Raw genomic sequence first — 17,270 nt, 5'->3', positions numbered from 1 at the left:
CGGCCCCACAACACGTCAACGTTCCACTTTCTCACCTGAGCCGGACGGGTCACCGTTCCGCGCTCCGGTTTCCGCGGCCGGATCACCCGGCTGCTCCGGTCGGCCGTCGTCCGGCCCACCGTCGTCGCCCGAGTCTCCCCCGTCTTCGTCGTCAGGTCCGCCACCTGCGGCTTTACGGGCTGCTGCCCGCTTCCGCTGGATGTAGATGCGCAGACCTGCGAGGACGAGGAGGAGGACACCACCGGCGATGACCAGGAGCACCATAGGGGTGATGGACGTGACATGCACAGTGAAGGTCATCGGCTCGCCGTAGGGCTGGCCGTCGTCCGCATAGAGCCGGGCCGTCACCTGCACCGGACCGTTGGCGTTGGCGCGGGTCTCGAACTTCACGGACTGCTGTCGGCCGCCCGCCACCTCGACCGGCTGCGAGGCATCGATCTTCAGACGGTTCGGCTGGCTGGAGGTGAGCACGAGCCGCAGGCCCTGCACTCCCTGGAGCAGGCCGTTCTGCACGGTCACCGGGATCGTCGCGCTGCGGCCGGAGAGCGTCGCGTCGGACTTCTTGATCAGGTGCACCTGGTGGGTCAGCTGGTCCAGGTAGGACTGCACGGCATCCCGGAAGTCCGCGGCCCCCTTGGGGTTGCCGCGCCACGAGGTCGACATCTCCCGCATGATCGCGCTGCCGAACGGCGTCACGACCCGGTCCTGCGCGGTCAGGATGACCTTGAAGCTGTCCAGGGTGCTCTGGGTCCGCTGGATGGCCTCGAACGCCTCGGTGGTCAGCTCCTGCGAGCGCAGGGAGTCCGGGTAGGCGCCGGGGCCGGGCACCTGCTGGTTGGCGGCCGGGTCGGGCTGGGCCTTGGCCGCGTCGCCGAGGTCGAGGGGCTGGGTCCAGCGGCCGTCCGACAGCGCCCGCAGAGCCGTCGCCATGGCCTGGGCCTGGCTCGACGTGGGCATGCGCTGGGGGGCGACCACGATGCTGCGCTCGTTCTCGGGAGCCTGCTTGGTCACCATGAGGCTCTGGGCGAGGAACCGCTGCACGGCGAGCGAGGAGTCGTCGCCCCGGACCGTCTCGCCCTGGAAGGCGGTCGACAGCCGGGCGTCCGCCACGACGGCCGTGTTGCCGCCGCCGATCTGCCGGGCCGCGGTCGGGGCGTAGGGGGAGCCTCCGGGCTCGCGGAGGCTGTCGCTGCGGGCGATGACGTTGTGGGCACCGGCCGACGTGGCCACGTCCACGATCGAGGTGTCGACGGCACCGTCCACCGGCCAGGCGAAGTCCGTGCGCGGCTTCACACCGAGGATCGTGTCCACGGTGGTCGCGGCGAGCTCGGTGGCGGACTGAAGGTGGCTGAGGGCCCCTGAGACGTCCTTGCCCCGGTGGGCCAGCGAGGCGAGGTCGGGGTCACCGAAGGGCAGCGCCACCACCTGGCGGCCCGTGACGGCCTCCTGGAGCTGGTTGAGCCACTGTTTGGCGACCGCCTGCCCCTTGCCGGGGGTGGTCTGCCCGTTCGGCCCGGCGATGCTGTAGCTCTTCGTCATCGCCTCGACCGTGGCCAGCAGGTCCGGGTCGATCACCCACGTGACCGGCAGCCCCTTGCCCAGCGTCACCAGCTGCTGCAGCCGGCCGCCCGGGGCCAGCTCCGCCGCCAGGTCGTCGTTGGGGAAGATCGGCGTCTGCTGCTGGTTCGACTCGGTGCGGGCGGTGAGGTGCGTGGCGGAGATCAGCGGCCACAGGAACGTCAGCTGCGTCTTCTTGCCCTCGACCGCGGACGGCTGCCAGGGCAGCAGCGTCCGCCGGATGCCCAGCACCTGCTCGTACGACTGGCCGCCGGTCTGGCCGGAGAGCGTGACGCCGAGCTGGTAGACGCCGTCCTTGCCCAGGGAGAGGTCCTTGACCGGGACCGTCAGCGTGAAGTCGCGACGGACGCCGGGGGCCATCGGGTCGAGCTTCTGCGCGTGATTGCCGCCCACCTCGGAGCCGTCCGTGCCCGGGGAGAAGGACGTCCGGTCGCCGAGGTCGTCGATGTCACTGCGCGTGTTGATCTGCGGACCCACCCGCAGGCCCACATGGGCGCCGGTGATCGTCGACTTCCCGTTGTTGGTGACCGTGCCCGAGACGGTCAGGGTGTCGTCCTGCTTGGGCGCGACGGGCGCCAGCGTGTCGATGGACACCTCGGCCGTGCGGGAGCCGGCCGAGTCGGCGTGGGCGGCGGGAGCCGTCGGCAGCTGGACCAGCCCCATGAACACCAGCACTCCGGCGAGGAGCACTGCGACGTGCCGGGACCACCGGCAGGCAGGAGCGGGCACTGTCCCCTCGAAGGCCCCCTGGACCTCTGCCGCCTCGGCCACGCGCTCGCCCGTCCCTCGTCGTCGTCAGTGGTCGTCGGATGGTGCGTCCACGAATGGTAACGAGGCCCGCTGTGACGAAGTGCTGCGGACCGCACTACAAGATCGCCGCCGGCTCCGTTGTCCGGGCTGCGCCTGCTTTGCGAGAGCTGTCGTGAAGCGCCCGATAACGAGGAGGCCCGGGCGCGCGCGGACACGTACCCTCTTCTGTTGTGCCGAACGCCAACAATGACAGCCACACCCCGCCGTCGACGAACGAGCTCACCCAGGTGCAGCGCCGTGCCGTGAGCGAGCTCCTGCGGGTGTCCCCCGTAGCCGACGATCTCGCGCGCCGGTTCAAGGACGCAGGCTTCACGCTTGCGCTGGTCGGCGGGTCGGTGCGGGACGCGCTGCTCGGCCGGCTCGGCAACGACCTGGACTTCACCACGGACGCCCGTCCGGAGGACGTGCTGAAGATCGTGCGCCCGTGGGCGGACGCCGTCTGGGAGGTCGGCATCGCCTTCGGGACCGTGGGGTGCCGCAAATCCGACTTCGACATTGAGGTCACCACGTACCGGTCGGAAGCGTACGACCGGACCTCCCGCAAGCCGGAGGTCTCCTACGGCGACTCCATCGAGGAAGACCTGGTCCGCCGCGACTTCACCGTCAACGCCATGGCCGTCCTGCTGCCGGAGAAGGAGTTCGTCGACCCGCACAACGGCCTGGAGGACCTCGCCGCCCGCGTCCTGCGCACCCCGGGCACTCCCGAGGAGTCCTTCTCCGACGATCCGCTGCGCATGATGCGAGCCGCACGCTTCGCCGCGCAGCTGGACTTCGAGGTGGCGCCCGAGGTGGTCACCGCCATGACCGGGATGGCCGATCGCCTGGAGATCGTCTCGGCCGAGCGGGTCCGCGACGAGCTGAACAAGCTGGTCCTCTCCGACCACCCCCGTGAGGGGCTCAAGCTCCTGGTCGACACCGGGCTCGCCAAGCTGGTCCTCCCGGAGCTGCCGGCGCTGCGCCTGGAGCGTGACGAGCACCACCGCCACAAGGACGTGTACGAGCACACGCTGATCGTCCTTGAGCAGGCCATCGACCTGGAGGAGAAGGGCCCCGACCTCGTGCTGCGGCTGGCCGCCCTCCTGCACGACATCGGCAAGCCGAAGACGCGCCGCTTCGAGAAGGACGGCCGGGTCTCCTTCCACCACCACGAGGTGGTGGGCGCAAAGATGACCAAGGCCCGGATGACCAAGCTCAAGTACTCGAACGACCTGATCAAGGACGTCTCGAAGCTGGTCGAGCTGCATCTGCGCTTCCACGGCTACGGCACCGGCGAGTGGACCGACTCGGCCGTGCGCCGCTACGTGCGCGACGCCGGCCCGCTGCTGGACCGGCTGCACAAGCTCACGCGCTCCGACTGCACCACCCGCAACAAGCGCAAGGCCAATGCGCTCTCCCGGGCCTATGACGGGCTTGAGGAGCGCATCGCCCGGCTGCAGGAGCAGGAGGAGCTCGACTCCATCCGGCCCGACCTGGACGGCAACGAGATCATGGAGATCCTGGGTCTCCGTCCCGGCCCGCAGATCGGCAAGGCGTACAAGCACATGCTGGAGATGCGGCTGGAGCACGGTCCGATGGAGCGGGACGCTGCCGTCGCCACGCTCAAGGAATGGTGGGCCCAGCAGCAGGGCTGAGGGACCCCGGTGATGTTTCACGTGAAACATCACCGCAGGGTGGATGTGGCGAAGGGCGGTGTTTCACGTGAAACACCGCCCTCGGCACGTCCGGTTGTCGCGCTCGCTACTTCTTGCTGCTGCCCAGGCAGAGCGTGAAGCTGTCCGAGCGCTCCTTCCACGTGAGCGCCGCAATGGTGCCGTCGACGTTGGTGCATGCCAGCTGCGCGAGGGTCGAGCCGTCCACCTTCTTCAGCACCTTGTGCGTGGCCTTGGCGTCGGTGCAGTCCAGCTTCTCGATCGCCGGCTTGCTGGAGGTGCCGGTGTTCTGCAGGCAGTCGCCCACCGCCAGCTTGGTGGTGTCGTCACCCTTGCCGAACAGCCAGGCTGCGCCGGCGACTATGAGTCCCACGACTGCCAGCACGACGCGGAGGATCTTCTTGGCGGAGCGACGCGGGGCGGGCGGCGGCACGGGCGCACCCTGCCAACCGCCGGGCTGGCCGTACGGCGCGGCGGGCTGCTGGCCGTAGGGGGCCGCCGGCGGCTGCTGGCCGTAGGGGCCGGGCTGCTGGCCGGGCGCGGGCGGCTGCTGGCCCCACGGGTTGCCGCCCTGGGGGGCGTACGGGTTCTGGTTGGGCGGCGGAGTGGTCACGGGAAACCCTTCGGACTGAGCGAGATCCGGTCGTGAATGCAGCCCGTAACGTATCCGGTGTCCATGACATTTCTGCAGCTCATGGCAGCCCTGTGGCCTTGATGTAACACTTATCGACGGCGAAAACAGGCCATAGCGACAGTAATTGCTGTGTAGATAACGGCCACCGTTACCACCAGCCCCACCGACCGGCCGTCCGGCGGAAGCATCAGTGCGGACACCGCCGCGGCACTCACGAAGGCGACGTTGAACAGCACGTCGTACAGCGAGAAGACCCTCCCCCGGAAGGCGTCGTCCACCGACGCCTGCATCACGGTGTCCGTGGCGATCTTGGCGCCCTGGGTCGTCACCCCCAGGACGAACGCGCCGGCCAGCATGGGCGCGGGCTCGAAGGGCAGCCCTAGGGCGGGTTCGAGTACCGCCGCGCTCCCCGCGCAGACCGCCATCCAGCCCAGCCGCCCCCACCGCTCGACCGCCCAGGGGGTGACCAGGGCCGCCGCGAAGAACCCCGCCCCCGATGCGGCCACGGCGTAGCCCAGCAGCCTCAGGCCGTCCGCGTCGTCGTCGGCCCAGGCGTACCGGCAGAGCGTCAGCAGAGTGACCGTCAGCGCGCCGTAGCAGAAGCGCATCAGCGTCATCGTGGCCAGCGCCCGGGCGGCGGTGCGGCGCTCCGCCAGATGGTGCAGCCCCTCGACCAGGCCCCGCGTCGTGACCGCCAGTGCCGTGCGCACCCGGGTGGGGGGTACCGAGACGTCAGGGCCCAGCAGTCCGACGGGAATGCGCAGGGAGACGAGGCCGGCGCACAGGTAGAGCACCGCGCCCAGGAGGACGACCCAGGCGTCGGCCCCGGGACCCCGGAGAGAGGCCAGGCGCACGGCGAAGGCGAGGCCGCCGCCTGCCGTCGCCGCGAGGGTGCCGGCGGTCGGGGAGAGGGAGTTGGCCATGACCAGGCGGTCGGGGGAGTCGACGACGCGTGGCAGGGCCGCCGAGAGCCCGGCGAGCACGAAGCGGTTCACGGCGGTGACCGAGAGGGCGGATGCGTAGAAGAGCCAGGCGGGCACCCGGGTGACGATGAGCAGCGCCGTGCCCGTGGCCAGCGCGGCCCGCAGCACATTGCCGTAGAGCAGCACCTGTCGGCGGCGCCAGTGGTCCAGCAGGACGCCGGCGAAGGGGCCGAGCAGCGAGTAGGGCAGGAGGAGCACCGCCATGGCGGAGGCGATGGCCGCGGGTGACGTCTGTTTCTCGGGGGAGAAGACGACGTACGCGGCGAGCGCGACCTGATAGACGCCGTCGGCTGCCTGGGAGAGGAGCCTGACGGTGAGCAGACGGCGGAAAGCGCGCAGTGCCAGCAGAACGCGAAGATCACGCACAACAGGCATGCTCCACAGCCTCACACAACACACTGGTCCCCGGGTGGATTACCCGGGGACCAGTGGTGAGGCGCAGGGGGCTTCTTCAGCCCCGAGCGAGCGTGATCAGCGCTCGACCTCGCCCTTGATGAACTTCTCGACGTTCTCGCGGGCCTCGTCGTCGAAGTACTGCACCGGCGGCGACTTCATGAAGTACGAGGAAGCGGAGAGGATCGGGCCACCGATGCCGCGGTCCTTGGCGATCTTCGCGGCGCGGACGGCGTCGATGATGACACCGGCGGAGTTCGGGGAGTCCCAGACCTCCAGCTTGTACTCCAGGTTCAGCGGGACGTCGCCGAACGCGCGGCCCTCAAGGCGCACGTAGGCCCACTTGCGGTCGTCCAGCCAGGCCACGTAGTCGGACGGGCCGATGTGGACGTTCTTCTCGCCCAGCTCGCGGTCGGGGATCTGGGAGGTGACGGCCTGCGTCTTGGAGATCTTCTTGGACTCCAGGCGGTCGCGCTCCAGCATGTTCTTGAAGTCCATGTTGCCGCCGACGTTCAGCTGCATCGTGCGGTCCAGGATGACGCCCCGGTCCTCGAACAGCTTGGCCATCACGCGGTGCGTGATGGTGGCGCCGACCTGCGACTTGATGTCGTCACCGACGATCGGGACGCCGGCCTCGGTGAACTTGTCCGCCCACTCCTTGGTGCCCGCGATGAAGACCGGGAGGGCGTTGACGAAGCCGACCTTGGCGTCGATGGCGCACTGCGCGTAGAACTTCGCAGCGTCCTCGGAACCCACCGGGAGGTAGCAGACCAGGACGTCGACCTGCTTGTCCTTGAGGACCTGGACGATGTCGACGGGGGCCTCGGCGGACTCCTCGATGGTCTGGCGGTAGTACTTGCCGAGGCCGTCGAGGGTGTGGCCGCGCTGGACGGTGACACCGGTCTGCGGCACGTCGCAGATCTTGATGGTGTTGTTCTCGCTGGCACCGATGGCGTCCGCGAGGTCGAGGCCGACCTTCTTCGCGTCGACGTCGAAGGCAGCGACGAACTCGACGTCACGCACGTGGTAGTCGCCGAACTGCACGTGCATCAGACCCGGCACGCGGCCGTTCGGGTCGGCGTCCTTGTAGTACTCGACGCCCTGCACCAGCGAGGCGGCGCAGTTGCCCACACCGACGATCGCTACGCGAACCGAACCCATTCCGGTTGCTCCCTGTTTGTACTCGACGAAGCTCTGCGGAGTGCAGAGCTCACTGGTCCGGACCGTTGCGCTTGTCACGCCCGGCCCGCTCGCTCTCGATCAGCTCGTTCAACCAGCGGACCTCGCGCTCCACGGATTCCATGCCGTGGCGCTGAAGTTCGAGGGTGTAGTCGTCCAGCCGCTCCCGGGTGCGGGCCAGGGAGGCGCGCATCTTCTCCAGACGCTCCTCCAGACGGCTGCGGCGGCCTTCCAGCACCCGCATCCGCACGTCCCGCGAGGTCTGTCCGAAGAACGCGAAGCGGGCGGCGAAGTGCTCGTCCTCCCACGCGTCCGGACCCGTGTGGGCGAGCAGCTCCTCGAAGTGCTCCTTGCCCTCTGCCGTCAGGCGGTAGACGATCTTCGCCCGCCGTCCGGCCAAGGACGCCGCCAAGGCGTCCTCCGGAGCGTTCCCGGGCTCCTCGACCAGCCAGCCGTTCGCCACGAGGGACTTCAGGCAGGGGTAGAGGGTGCCGTAGCTGAACGCACGGAACACCCCGAGTGAGGTGTTCAAGCGCTTGCGCAGCTCGTAGCCGTGCATCGGGGACTCTCGGAGCAGGCCGAGGACGGCGAATTCGAGGATGCCGGAGCGTCTGCTCATTTTTCGCCTCCTTGTCCCCCACAGCCTAGTCCTTGTGATCCCTAATCCTTATTGGTCCCTTATGCCGACTTGATGTGTCGGGCTGATGTGCTGAGCTGATGTATCGACTCGATACATCCAGACGATAGAACGGGCGTCCCGCCGCGACAAGAGGGGGCACGGTGAACGAGGTCACATCACCGATTCGTGGGACACAAGCGGCCTGATTTGGAGTGAACATCCGCAGTGGGCGTGATTTGGCCGTGCGTAGTCTGTGCGCCATGCAAATCACTGGGAACCGGGTGACGTCCTGGGGCGTCCTCGTCCCGTATGCAGTGCGGTCCGTCGCTCGGGGGGACAGCCGGATCGCACATCGGGGGGACCGCAAGCCACCTGCCGCTGTCAGGCGATAGCGCCTGCCCGAGGAGTAGTCGTTCGATGAGCGAGCACCGCCGCAAGCCGCCGCCGCCTCAGGGCGGCGGACGTTCCGCGGCCCGTCGTGCCGGCCAGCAGCCCATGTCCGGCCGCCGCGCCGCACCATCAAGCAACCCGGCGGCCGCGCCGGGACAGGGCCGGGGCGAGGAATCCCGGCAAGGAAACCGGACCGACGCCCGCCGCGTGTCCCAGCGCAGCACGGGTGCCGGCGGCCGCAGACGATCGCCGGACTCCGGTCCCGGGGGGCCGGGCCGGGGCCGCAGGGACAGCGGACGCCCGGTGACGAAGCGGTTCATCGACTACCCGCGCGCGGGCAAGTCCGGGGCGTGGCGCTGGATGCCTTCCTGGAAGCTCGTCACGGGCCTGGTCGTCTCGCTCGTCGGGCTGGTCCTGGGCATCGTGGGCGTGGCGCTCGCGGTGGTCCAGGTCCCGAGCGCGCAGAAGGCATCGGTCGTCCAGAAGAACGTTTATTACTGGGCCGACGGCAAACAGATGGTCGTCGCCGGTGGCGGCAGCCTCAACCGGCAGATCGTGCAGATCTCCCAGATCCCCAAGTCCATGCAGAACGCGGTGATCTCAGCGGAGAACGCCAGCTTCGAGAAGGACTGGGGCGTCGACCCGATGGGCATCGCCCGGGCCGTCGTGAAGATGGCGCAGGGCGGCGAGACGCAGAGCGGTTCGACCATCACCCAGCAGTTCGTGAAGAACACGTACCTGAGCCAGGAGCAGACGCTCAAGCGCAAGGCCACCGAGCTGCTGATCTCCGTGAAGGTGGGCGCCACCAAGGACAAGGACTTCATCCTTGCCGGCTACCTCAACACCGCCTACTACGGGCGCGGCGCCTACGGCATCCAGGCGGCGGCGCGGGCGTACTTCGACAAGGACTGCGAGGACCTGACGCCGAGCGAGAGCGCCTTCCTGTCGGCCACGCTGAACGGTCCGAATCTCTACGACCCGTTCGGCGGCCAGGGTCCCGCGGCGACCCCGGAGAAGAACACCAAGCGGGCCACCGAACGCTGGAAGTGGACGCTGGACCGCGAGGTGCAGGTGGGCCGCATGGGCGCCGCCGAGCGCGACAAGTGGGTCCAGGAGGGCTTCCCGAAGGTCCAGAAGCCCAAGCCGGCGACCAACCGGGCCGGGCAGATCGGCTACCTCACCGACCTTGCCGACAACTACATCGTCGCCCACTCCAAGATCAGCAAGGCCGAGCTGGACAAGGGCGGCTACCAGATCCACACCACGTTCGACCGCGACAAGGTGAACACGCTGGCGAAGTCGGTCGAGGAGGTGCGCAAGGCCAACATCAAGCCGCAGGTCCGTGACGTCGACCAGTTCGTCCAGTTCGGCGGCGCCTCGGTGGAGCCCAAGACCGGCAAGATCGTCGCCATCTACGGCGGTGAGAACGCGCTGGAGCACTTCACCAACAACTCCGACTACACCGGTGTGCAGGTCGGCTCGACGTTCAAGCCGTTCGTCCTGGCGGCCGCGATGACGAACGGGAAGCGCAACCCGCGGCTCGGGCCGCAGCAGAGCCTCAGCCAGCGCACGATCGTGTCGCCGGAGAGCATCTACAACGGCAACAACAAGCTGACGCTGAGGGACTACAGCGGCAAGGTCTGGCACGACCAGAACGGCCAGGAGTGGCACCAGCCGAACGACGGCGACGAGGACAAGGGCCTCATCACCCTCCGGACGGCCATGCAGTACTCGACGAACACCCCCTTCATCCAGCTCGGCATGGACGTCGGAACGGACCTGGTCCGGGAGGCCGCGCTGAAGGCGGGCCTGGACAAGGACCAGCTGGCCTCCATCACCCCCACCTTCTCGCTCGGCACATCGGCGCCCAGCGCGATCCGGCTGGCGGGTGCGTACGGGACGTTCGCGGCGAGCGGCAAGCAGGTCGACCCCTACTCGGTCGAGAAGGTGGAGAAGGACGGCCGGACCGCCTTCCAGCACGAGGAGAAGAGCGCCCAGGCGTTCGACGCGAACGTCGCGAACAACGTGACGGACGTGCTGAAGACCGTCGTGGAGTCGGGCACCGGTACCGCCGCGAAGCTCGGCGACCGCCCGGCGGCGGGCAAGACGGGTACGACCGACGGCAACCGCTCGGCCTGGTTCGCGGGCTACACCCCGCAGCTGTCGACGGCGGTCGGTATGTACCGCGTCGACCCCAACGCCAAGAAGCAGGAGTTCCTGTCGATGCGCGGTGTGGGTGGCAAGGCCACCATCCACGGCGCGTCCTTCCCGGCGGAGATCTGGGCCGACTACATGGGCAAGGCGCTCAAGGGCCAGCCCGTGCTGCAGTTCGACGCGCCGCAGCCGATCGGTGAGAAGGTCTTCGGTGACGGGGCGAGCCCCGCGCCGAGCGCCACACCGTCGGCCTCGACCTCTCCGTCGCCGTCGGCCTCGACCTCGCCCTCCCCGTCGAAGTCCCCCTCGGGCACCCCGTCCCCGAGCGCGACCTGCGGCTTCTTCGACCGCAAGTGCAAGCCCGGCGGCAACAGCGGCGGCAACGGGGGCAAGCCCGGCGGTGCGGGCAGCAACGGCGGTACGGGTGGTGATCCCGGTGAGTCGCCGACGCCCGGGCCGAGCCGGCAGGCGGGTGGCGGATTGTTCGGCGGCCCCGGCGGCTGATCATCGTATGAATCCGGTGCAGACCGGTTGAGCAGGGCCTTCCGAGGGCCGCTCCGCATCCGTGCGGGGCGGCCCTCGGGGTTTTCCACAGGCTCCGACGGGTCCTTGGCGGGTACGGCAGGATGTGGGCATGAGGAGCGTGCGGGACGACCAGCTTGTACGGCCCACCCTGGAGGACGAGGTGGCCGCTGCCGGCAGCGAGCTCATCGGCGGGCCGGCAGGGCGACGTGCGCTGCTCGGGGCGAGCTGGTGGACGCCGGTGCGGGTGATCGCGCTCGTGGCGATCGGCATGTTCGCGCTCGGGATGGTGCAGAAGCTGCCGTGCTACGACCACGGCTGGTTCTTCGGCGCCACCACGCAGTACACCCATGCCTGCTACTCCGACATCCCGCACCTCTACAGCGGCCGTGGTTTCGACCAGGGCCTCCTCCCGTACTTCGACCGCATCCCGCAGTCCCTCTCCGGAGGCATGGACTACCTGGAGTACCCGGTCCTGACAGGGCTGTTCATGGAGATCGCGGCCCTGTTCACGCCGGGCGGCGGGACCCTCCAGCACCGCGAGCAGCTGTACTGGCTCATCAACGCCGGCATGCTGCTGGCCTGCACGGCCGTCATCGCCGTGTGCGTGGCCCGCACCCACCGCCGCCGGCCGTGGGACGCACTGCTGGTCGCCCTCGCGCCGGCTTTCGCCCTCACGGCCACCATCAACTGGGACCTGTTCGCGGTGGCCCTCACGGCCGCGGCGATGCTGATGTGGGCTCGTGGGCGCACGCTGTGGGCGGGAGCGCTGATCGGCCTGGCAGCGGCCGCGAAGCTGTATCCGGCGCTGCTGCTGGGGCCGCTGCTCATCCTGTGTCTGCGGGCCGGGCGCCTGCGGGCGTTCGTCACCACCGCCGCTGCCGCGGCCGGCGCCTGGCTCGTGGTCAACGGGCCGGTCATGTTCACCCATGACGCCGGCGGGTTCCACATCCGGCCCGGATGGGCGAAGTTCTACACCTTCAGCCAGGACCGGCCCGTCGACTTCGGCTCGGTCTGGCTCTTCATCTCACAGCGCACGGGCGACCCGCTGGACGACGCCAACAGCTACGCGACGTTGCTGATGATCCTGGGGTGCCTGGCCATAGCGGTCCTCGGCCTGCGGGCCCCCCGCCGTCCGCGCTTCGCGCAGCTGGCCTTCCTCGTCGTGGCGCTGTTCATCCTGGTCAACAAGGTCTACTCGCCGCAGTACGTGCTGTGGCTGGTCCCGCTCGCGGCGCTCGCCCGCCCCAAGTGGCGCGACTTCCTGATCTGGCAGGGCTGCGAGGTCCTGTACTTCCTGGGCATCTGGTTCTACCTGGCGTACACGGGAAGCGGCGACAAGCACCAGGGGCTGCCGCCGGAGGGCTACCAGCTGGCGATCGTGCTGCACCTGCTGGGCACGTTGTACCTGTGCGGGCTCGTCGTGCGGGACATCCTGCTGCCCGAGCGGGACGTCGTCCGCCGTGACGGCTCGGACGACCCCTCGGGCGGCGTTCTCGACGGGGCGCCGGACATATGGGTGCTGGGCCCCGCGGGCCGCCCTGAGCGGCCCGCGGAGGTCAGCGACGTCGCACGCGTCCAATGGGGCATCGGGAGCCGTACGCCCTAGTCACGGCTCCCCGCCCCGCACCACGGGGGTGGGATCAGTGGAATCAGTGGTCGAGAAGACGGTCGAACTGCGTGGTGGTGTGCCGCAGGTGCGCCACCAGCTCGTCGCCGACCTGCGGTGCCGGGGCGTCGCCCGGCACGAAGAGGATGGAGACCTGCATGTGCGGGGGCTCCGCGAACCAGCGCTGCTTGCCCGCCCAGACGAAGGGCGAGAGGTTGCGGTTCATGGTCGCGAGGCCCGCACGGGCCACGCCCTTGGCGCGCGGCATCATGCCGTGCAGCGCCTTCGGCGCCTCCAGGCCGACGCCGTGCGAGGTGCCGCCGGCCACCACGACCAGGTAGCCGTCGCCGGCGGCCTTCTGCTGCCGGTAGCCGAAGCGGTCGCCCTTGGCGACGGGCGTGACGTCCAGCACGGCGCCCCGGTAGTGGGTGGCGTCGTGGTCGCCGAGCCACAGCCGGGTGCCGATGCGGGCGCGGAAGCGGGTCTGCGGGAAGCGCTGCTGCAGCTGGGCGAGCTCGTCGGACTTCAGGTGGCTCACGAGCATCGTGTGCAGCGGCAGGTGGGCGTTGCGCAGCCGCTCCATCCAGGCGGACACCTCGTCGACCCCGTTGGTGCCGTCGGCGCGGTCCAGCGGCAGGTGTATCGCGAAGCCCTCCAGGCGCACGTCCTCGATGGCGGCGTGCAGCTTGGGCAGGTCTTCCTCGCTGATGCCGTGCCGCTTCATGGTGCTCATGACCTCGATGACGACGCGCGCGCCGACCAGGCCGCGCACGCCCTCGACCGAGGAGACGGACCGGATGGCCCGGTCCGGCAGCGGCACGGGCTCCTCGCCCAGCCGGAAGGGGGTCAGCACCAGCAGGTCACCGCTGAAGAAGTCCTTGATGCGGGCCGCTTCGTAGGTGGTGCCGACGGCGAGGATGTCCGCGCCCATGCGCGTCGCCTCGTCGGCGAGCCGCTCGTGGCCGAAGCCGTAGCCGTTGCCCTTGCAGACCGGGATGATGCCCGGGAACTGCTGGATGACGGACTGCTGGTGTGCCCGCCAGCGCGCGGTGTCGACGTACAGCGTGAGCGCCATGGCCGGTCCCGGATCCTTTCCCTGTTCCTGCTGAGTGAGGTGGTGTGCCTTCCGGCACTGCTTCGTGGACGTCCGGCAGGATCAGCGGCGCGACATGTACATGTCGAGAGCCTTGTGCAGCAGCTTGTTGAGCGGGAAGTCCCACTCGCCGAGGTACTCCGCCGCCTGGCCGCCGGTGCCCACCTTGAACTGGATGAGGCCGAAGAGGTGGTCGTTCTCGTCCAGCGAGTCGCCGATGCCGCGGAGGTCGTAGACGCTGGCGCCCAGCGCGTAGGCGTCGCGCAGCATCCGCCACTGCATGGCGTTCGACGGCCGGACCTCGCGCTTGTGGTTGGCGGAGGCTCCGTAGGAGTACCAGACGTGTCCACCGACGATCAGCATCGTCGCGGCCGCCACGGCCTCGCCCTCGTGCACGGCGAAGTACAGCCGCATGCGGTTGGGGTCCTCGGAGTTGAGGGCCGTCCACATGCGCTGGAAGTAGCTCAGCGGGCGCGGACGGAACTTGTCGCGCTCGGCGGTGATCTCGTACAGGTGCTGCCAGGTGGCCAGGTCCTCGTAGCCGCCCTGGACGACCTCGACGCCGGCCTTCTCGGCCTTCTTGATGTTGCGGCGCCACAGCTGGTTGAAGCCCTTGTGGACGTCCTCCAGGGAACGGTTCTCCAGCGGCACCTGGAAGACGTAGCGCGGCTGGACGTCGCCGAAGCCGGCGCCCTCCTCCTCGCCCTGCTGCCAGCCCATCCGGCGCAGCTGGTCGGCGACCTCGAAGGCGCGCGGCTCGATGAAGGTGGCCTCGACGTCGCGCAGACGCTTGGCGTCGGGGTCGGCGATGCCCTTCTTGATCGCGTCGGCGTCCCAGCGGCGGATCACCACCGGCGGGCCCATCTTCACGGAGAAGGCGCCCTGCTGCTTGAGGTGGGCCAGCATGGGCTCCAGCCAGTCGCGCAGGTTCGGGGAGTACCAGTTGATGACCGGGCCTTCGGGCAGGTAGGCCAGGTAACGCTTGATCTTGGGAAGCTGGCGGTAGAGGACGAGACCCGCGCCGACCATCTGACCGGTCTTGTCGAACCAGCCCAGGCTCTCGGAGCGCCACTCGCTCTTCACATCGGCCCACCCCGGCACCTGCATGTGACTGGCCGCGGGCAGGCTCTGGATGTACGCCAGATGCTGCTCTCGGCTAATTGTCCTCAGGGTCAGGCTCATGCGGGGCGCTCCTCGGCAGGTGTGTCCCCATGGTCGGGGCTCCGGCTCACGCGCCGAAGCCTACTGCGACCTGGGAGCGCCCCGATTGGGCGTACGGCCCGCTATCCGATCACACCCCCGAAAAGCCCCCCGTGCGCCATGCCCAGGAAGAAGCCGAAAGCGGACGCTCCGAGCCCGATGATCAGCAGGAATCGTTCGCCGGTGGTGGCGGAGATGAACTGGCCCCAGGCCCCCGTGAGGATGCCGAGCAGCCCGCTCCACGAGGTGAGGAGATGCAGGCCGGTCCATAGTGAGGAAACGGCCGCGAGTACACCCAGCACCACTGTCGCCGCGGTAAAGGTGTTCTCGACGGGATGGGGCTTCCCGTCGCTGTTGATCAGCGCACGGAGTCCACGGGGCTGCCGAACCGCCTGTGTCATGGGGCCACCTCCTGAAGGCAGGTGCAATGTAACGCCGGTCACATCCGGTGGGTCCAGATTGAGGGGCCGGGCGGTCGGATTTCAACCGGACGCCGGAGTGCAGGTACTCTGTACGGTCTGCACCGGTGTCTGCCCGGACCCAGCTTCGGTCCCAGGGGCAACCCAGGGACTTTCCGCTGATTGTCAGTGTCCGCCGATACCGTTGTTCACGCATCACGACCCTCCTGCCACGGATCGACCGTGGCCGCTGAGTCCAAAGGAGGTGGGTTCCACATGCGTCACTACGAGGTGATGGTCATCCTCGACCCCGATCTGGAGGAGCGCGCTGTCTCCCCCCTGATCGAGAACTTCCTCTCCGTCGTCCGTGAGGGCAACGGAAAGGTCGAGAAGGTCGACACCTGGGGCCGTCGTCGTCTGTCGTACGAGATCAAGAAGAAGCCCGAGGGCATCTACTCGGTCATCGACCTGCAGGCCGAGCCTGCGGTCGTCAAGGAGCTCGACCGCCAGATGAACCTGAACGAGTCGGTCCTCCGGACCAAGGTCCTCCGTCCCGAGACCCACTGAACCCCAGCGGTTCAGAGGTAATCGGGCTGCATCGCAACGAGTAGCAAGCAGCCAGCAGCACACCCGCCGAGAGGTTCATCCATGGCAGGCGAGACCGTCATCACGGTCGTCGGCAATCTCGTCGACGACCCCGAGCTGCGCTTCACCCCCTCCGGTGCGGCGGTCGCGAAGTTCCGAGTCGCGTCCACTCCCCGCACCTTCGACCGCCAGACCAACGAGTGGAAGGACGGCGAGAGCCTCTTCCTCACGTGCTCGGTGTGGCGTCAGGCGGCGGAGAACGTCGCCGAGTCGCTCCAGCGAGGCATGCGCGTCATCGTGCAGGGCCGGCTGAAGCAGCGGTCCTACGAGGACCGTGAGGGTGTCAAGCGCACGGTCTACGAGCTCGACGTCGAAGAGGTCGGCGCCAGCCTGAAGAACGCCACGGCGAAGGTCACCAAGACCGCGGGTCGCGGTGGCCAGGGTGGCTATGGCGGCGGCAGTGGTGGTGGCCAGGGTGGCGGCTGGGGCTCCGGTCCCGGCGGCCAGCAGGGCGGCGGCGGGGCTCCCGCCGACGACCCCTGGGCCACCGGCGCTCCGTCCGGCGGCCAGCAGGGCGGCGGCGGAGGCGGCTGGGGCGGCGGCTCCGGCAACTCCGGCGGCGGCTACTCGGACGAGCCGCCCTTCTAGGTCCGGCGACGGGCCCGGGCCGCGAGGCCCGAAGGGCGACAGCACAAAAACTTCTTGATTCACAGGAGAGAGACAATGGCGAAGCCGCCCCCGCGCAAGCCCAAGAAGAAGGTCTGCGCTTTCTGCAAGGACAAGACCGCTTACGTGGACTACAAGGACACGAACATGCTGCGGAAGTTCATTTCCGACCGCGGCAAGATCCGTGCCCGCCGCGTGACCGGCAACTGCACCCAGCACCAGCGTGACGTCGCCACGGCCGTGAAGAACAGCCGTGAGATGGCGCTGCTGCCCTACACCTCGTCCGCGCGATAAGGGAAGGGTGACCAACTAATGAAGATCATCCTCACCCACGAGGTCTCCGGCCTCGGCATTGCCGGTGACGTCGTCGACGTCAAGGACGGCTACGCCCGTAACTACCTGGTCCCGCGCGGTTTCGCGATCCGCTGGACCAAGGGTGGCGAGAAGGACGTCGCGCAGATCCGTCGCGCGCGCAAGATCCGCGAGATCGCCACGATCGAGCAGGCCAACGAGGTCAAGGGCCAGCTTGAGGCCGTCAAGGTCCGCCTTGGCGTCCGCGCCGGCGAGGCCGGCCGCCTGTTCGGCTCCGTGACCCAGGCCGACGTCGCGTCCGCGATCAAGTCGTCCGGTGGTCCCGAGGTCGACAAGCGCCGCGTCGAGCTGGGCTCGCCCATCAAGACCCTGGGCGCCCACCAGGTGTCCGTGCGTCTGCACGCCGACGTCGTTGCCAAGCTCGGCATCGAGGTCGTCGCCGCCTGACGGCTGCGACAGGCATAGCCTGACGGAAGGGCCGCACCCCGCACGGGGT

The 17,270-nt window shown here is 69.0% G+C and carries 15 protein-coding genes; 7 read left to right on the top strand and 8 right to left on the bottom strand.

Translation table 11 applies throughout. The annotated features are described in order from the left end of the window. Nucleotides 1-15: 15 nt before the first annotated feature. Nucleotides 16-2,349 (bottom strand): DUF6049 family protein, encoded by a 2,334-nt coding sequence (locus IE182_RS03650; protein ID WP_190108150.1) that lies wholly within the window; start codon nt 2,347-2,349, stop codon nt 16-18. 209 nt (nt 2,350-2,558) lie between these two features. On the opposite strand from IE182_RS03650, the gene IE182_RS03645 reads away from it, so the two are divergent. Continuing rightward, a complete protein-coding gene (locus tag IE182_RS03645) occupies nt 2,559-4,019 on the top strand; it encodes a CCA tRNA nucleotidyltransferase (protein ID WP_190108149.1) in 1,461 nt (486 codons plus the stop codon). Nucleotides 4,020-4,125: 106 nt separating this feature from the next. Here the strand turns inward: IE182_RS03645 and IE182_RS03640 are convergent, their stop codons facing one another. From IE182_RS03640 to IE182_RS03625, 4 genes are all read right to left on the bottom strand, one after another. Beyond that, on the bottom strand, nt 4,126-4,650 hold the full coding sequence (locus IE182_RS03640; RefSeq protein ID WP_190108148.1) for an LppU/SCO3897 family protein: 525 nt from the start codon (nt 4,648-4,650) through the stop codon (nt 4,126-4,128). 110 nt (nt 4,651-4,760) lie between these two features. Further along, on the bottom strand, nt 4,761-6,029 hold the full coding sequence (locus tag IE182_RS03635; protein ID WP_190108147.1) for an MFS transporter: 1,269 nt from the start codon (nt 6,027-6,029) through the stop codon (nt 4,761-4,763). A gap of 96 nt (nt 6,030-6,125) precedes the next feature. Then, nucleotides 6,126-7,208, bottom strand: a complete 1,083-nt coding sequence (locus IE182_RS03630) for an inositol-3-phosphate synthase (protein WP_190108146.1) — start codon at nt 7,206-7,208, stop codon at nt 6,126-6,128. Between the two features lie 49 nt (nt 7,209-7,257). Then, on the bottom strand, nt 7,258-7,845 hold the full coding sequence (locus IE182_RS03625; protein WP_190108145.1) for a PadR family transcriptional regulator: 588 nt from the start codon (nt 7,843-7,845) through the stop codon (nt 7,258-7,260). Nucleotides 7,846-8,262: 417 nt separating this feature from the next. On the opposite strand from IE182_RS03625, the gene IE182_RS03620 reads away from it, so the two are divergent. Next, nucleotides 8,263-10,893, top strand: coding sequence for a transglycosylase domain-containing protein (locus IE182_RS03620; RefSeq protein WP_190108144.1), 2,631 nt, complete (start codon nt 8,263-8,265; stop codon nt 10,891-10,893). 130 nt (nt 10,894-11,023) lie between these two features. Next, nucleotides 11,024-12,520, top strand: coding sequence for a glycosyltransferase family 87 protein (locus IE182_RS03615; RefSeq protein WP_190108143.1), 1,497 nt, complete (start codon nt 11,024-11,026; stop codon nt 12,518-12,520). A 43-nt stretch (nt 12,521-12,563) separates the two neighbouring features. Here IE182_RS03615 and IE182_RS03610 read toward each other — a convergent pair whose 3' ends face one another. From IE182_RS03610 to IE182_RS03600, 3 genes are all read right to left on the bottom strand, one after another. Beyond that, entirely contained in the window at nt 12,564-13,595 is a 1,032-nt protein-coding gene (locus IE182_RS03610; RefSeq protein WP_190108142.1) for an alanine racemase, read from the bottom strand. Nucleotides 13,596-13,676: 81 nt separating this feature from the next. Continuing rightward, nucleotides 13,677-14,795, bottom strand: coding sequence for a lipid II:glycine glycyltransferase FemX (locus tag IE182_RS03605; protein WP_190108141.1), 1,119 nt, complete (start codon nt 14,793-14,795; stop codon nt 13,677-13,679). Between the two features lie 101 nt (nt 14,796-14,896). Then, on the bottom strand, nt 14,897-15,214 hold the full coding sequence (locus tag IE182_RS03600) for a hypothetical protein (protein ID WP_190108140.1): 318 nt from the start codon (nt 15,212-15,214) through the stop codon (nt 14,897-14,899). A gap of 273 nt (nt 15,215-15,487) precedes the next feature. On the opposite strand from IE182_RS03600, the gene rpsF reads away from it, so the two are divergent. The 4 genes from rpsF (at nt 15,488) to rplI (ending at nt 17,221) form a co-directional block, all read left to right on the top strand. After that, nucleotides 15,488-15,778 carry a 30S ribosomal protein S6 gene (gene rpsF / locus IE182_RS03595; RefSeq protein ID WP_006604399.1) on the top strand — a complete coding sequence of 97 codons (291 nt, stop codon included), beginning with the start codon at nt 15,488-15,490 and terminating at the stop codon, nt 15,776-15,778. 81 nt (nt 15,779-15,859) lie between these two features. Next, entirely contained in the window at nt 15,860-16,444 is a 585-nt protein-coding gene (locus IE182_RS03590; RefSeq protein WP_190108139.1) for a single-stranded DNA-binding protein, read from the top strand. Between the two features lie 75 nt (nt 16,445-16,519). Then, entirely contained in the window at nt 16,520-16,756 is a 237-nt protein-coding gene (gene rpsR, locus IE182_RS03585) for a 30S ribosomal protein S18 (RefSeq protein ID WP_004950692.1), read from the top strand. Between the two features lie 18 nt (nt 16,757-16,774). After that, nucleotides 16,775-17,221: a 50S ribosomal protein L9 gene (gene rplI, locus IE182_RS03580; protein WP_190108138.1), complete on the top strand. Its 447-nt coding sequence runs from the start codon at nt 16,775-16,777 to the stop codon at nt 17,219-17,221. The last annotated feature ends 49 nt before the right edge of the window (nt 17,222-17,270 follow it).

Source organism: Streptomyces cinnamoneus (genome assembly GCF_014650495.1).
GTDB lineage: Bacteria > Actinomycetota > Actinomycetes > Streptomycetales > Streptomycetaceae > Streptomyces > Streptomyces cinnamoneus.
Note: the sequence above shows the minus strand (reverse complement) of the source record. Positions and strands in the feature narration are given on the sequence as shown.

Coding starts and splice junctions, on each gene's coding strand:
- IE182_RS03605 (WP_190108141.1), bottom strand. CDS start 14,795: ATGAGCCTGACCCTGAGGACAATTAGCCGAGAGCAGCATCTGGCGTAC.
- rplI (WP_190108138.1), top strand. CDS start 16,775: ATGAAGATCATCCTCACCCACGAGGTCTCCGGCCTCGGCATTGCCGGT.
- IE182_RS03610 (WP_190108142.1), bottom strand. CDS start 13,595: ATGGCGCTCACGCTGTACGTCGACACCGCGCGCTGGCGGGCACACCAG.
- rpsR (WP_004950692.1), top strand. CDS start 16,520: ATGGCGAAGCCGCCCCCGCGCAAGCCCAAGAAGAAGGTCTGCGCTTTC.
- IE182_RS03620 (WP_190108144.1), top strand. CDS start 8,263: ATGAGCGAGCACCGCCGCAAGCCGCCGCCGCCTCAGGGCGGCGGACGT.
- IE182_RS03615 (WP_190108143.1), top strand. CDS start 11,024: ATGAGGAGCGTGCGGGACGACCAGCTTGTACGGCCCACCCTGGAGGAC.
- IE182_RS03590 (WP_190108139.1), top strand. CDS start 15,860: ATGGCAGGCGAGACCGTCATCACGGTCGTCGGCAATCTCGTCGACGAC.
- IE182_RS03625 (WP_190108145.1), bottom strand. CDS start 7,845: ATGAGCAGACGCTCCGGCATCCTCGAATTCGCCGTCCTCGGCCTGCTC.
- IE182_RS03630 (WP_190108146.1), bottom strand. CDS start 7,208: ATGGGTTCGGTTCGCGTAGCGATCGTCGGTGTGGGCAACTGCGCCGCC.
- IE182_RS03635 (WP_190108147.1), bottom strand. CDS start 6,029: ATGCCTGTTGTGCGTGATCTTCGCGTTCTGCTGGCACTGCGCGCTTTC.
- IE182_RS03600 (WP_190108140.1), bottom strand. CDS start 15,214: ATGACACAGGCGGTTCGGCAGCCCCGTGGACTCCGTGCGCTGATCAAC.
- rpsF (WP_006604399.1), top strand. CDS start 15,488: ATGCGTCACTACGAGGTGATGGTCATCCTCGACCCCGATCTGGAGGAG.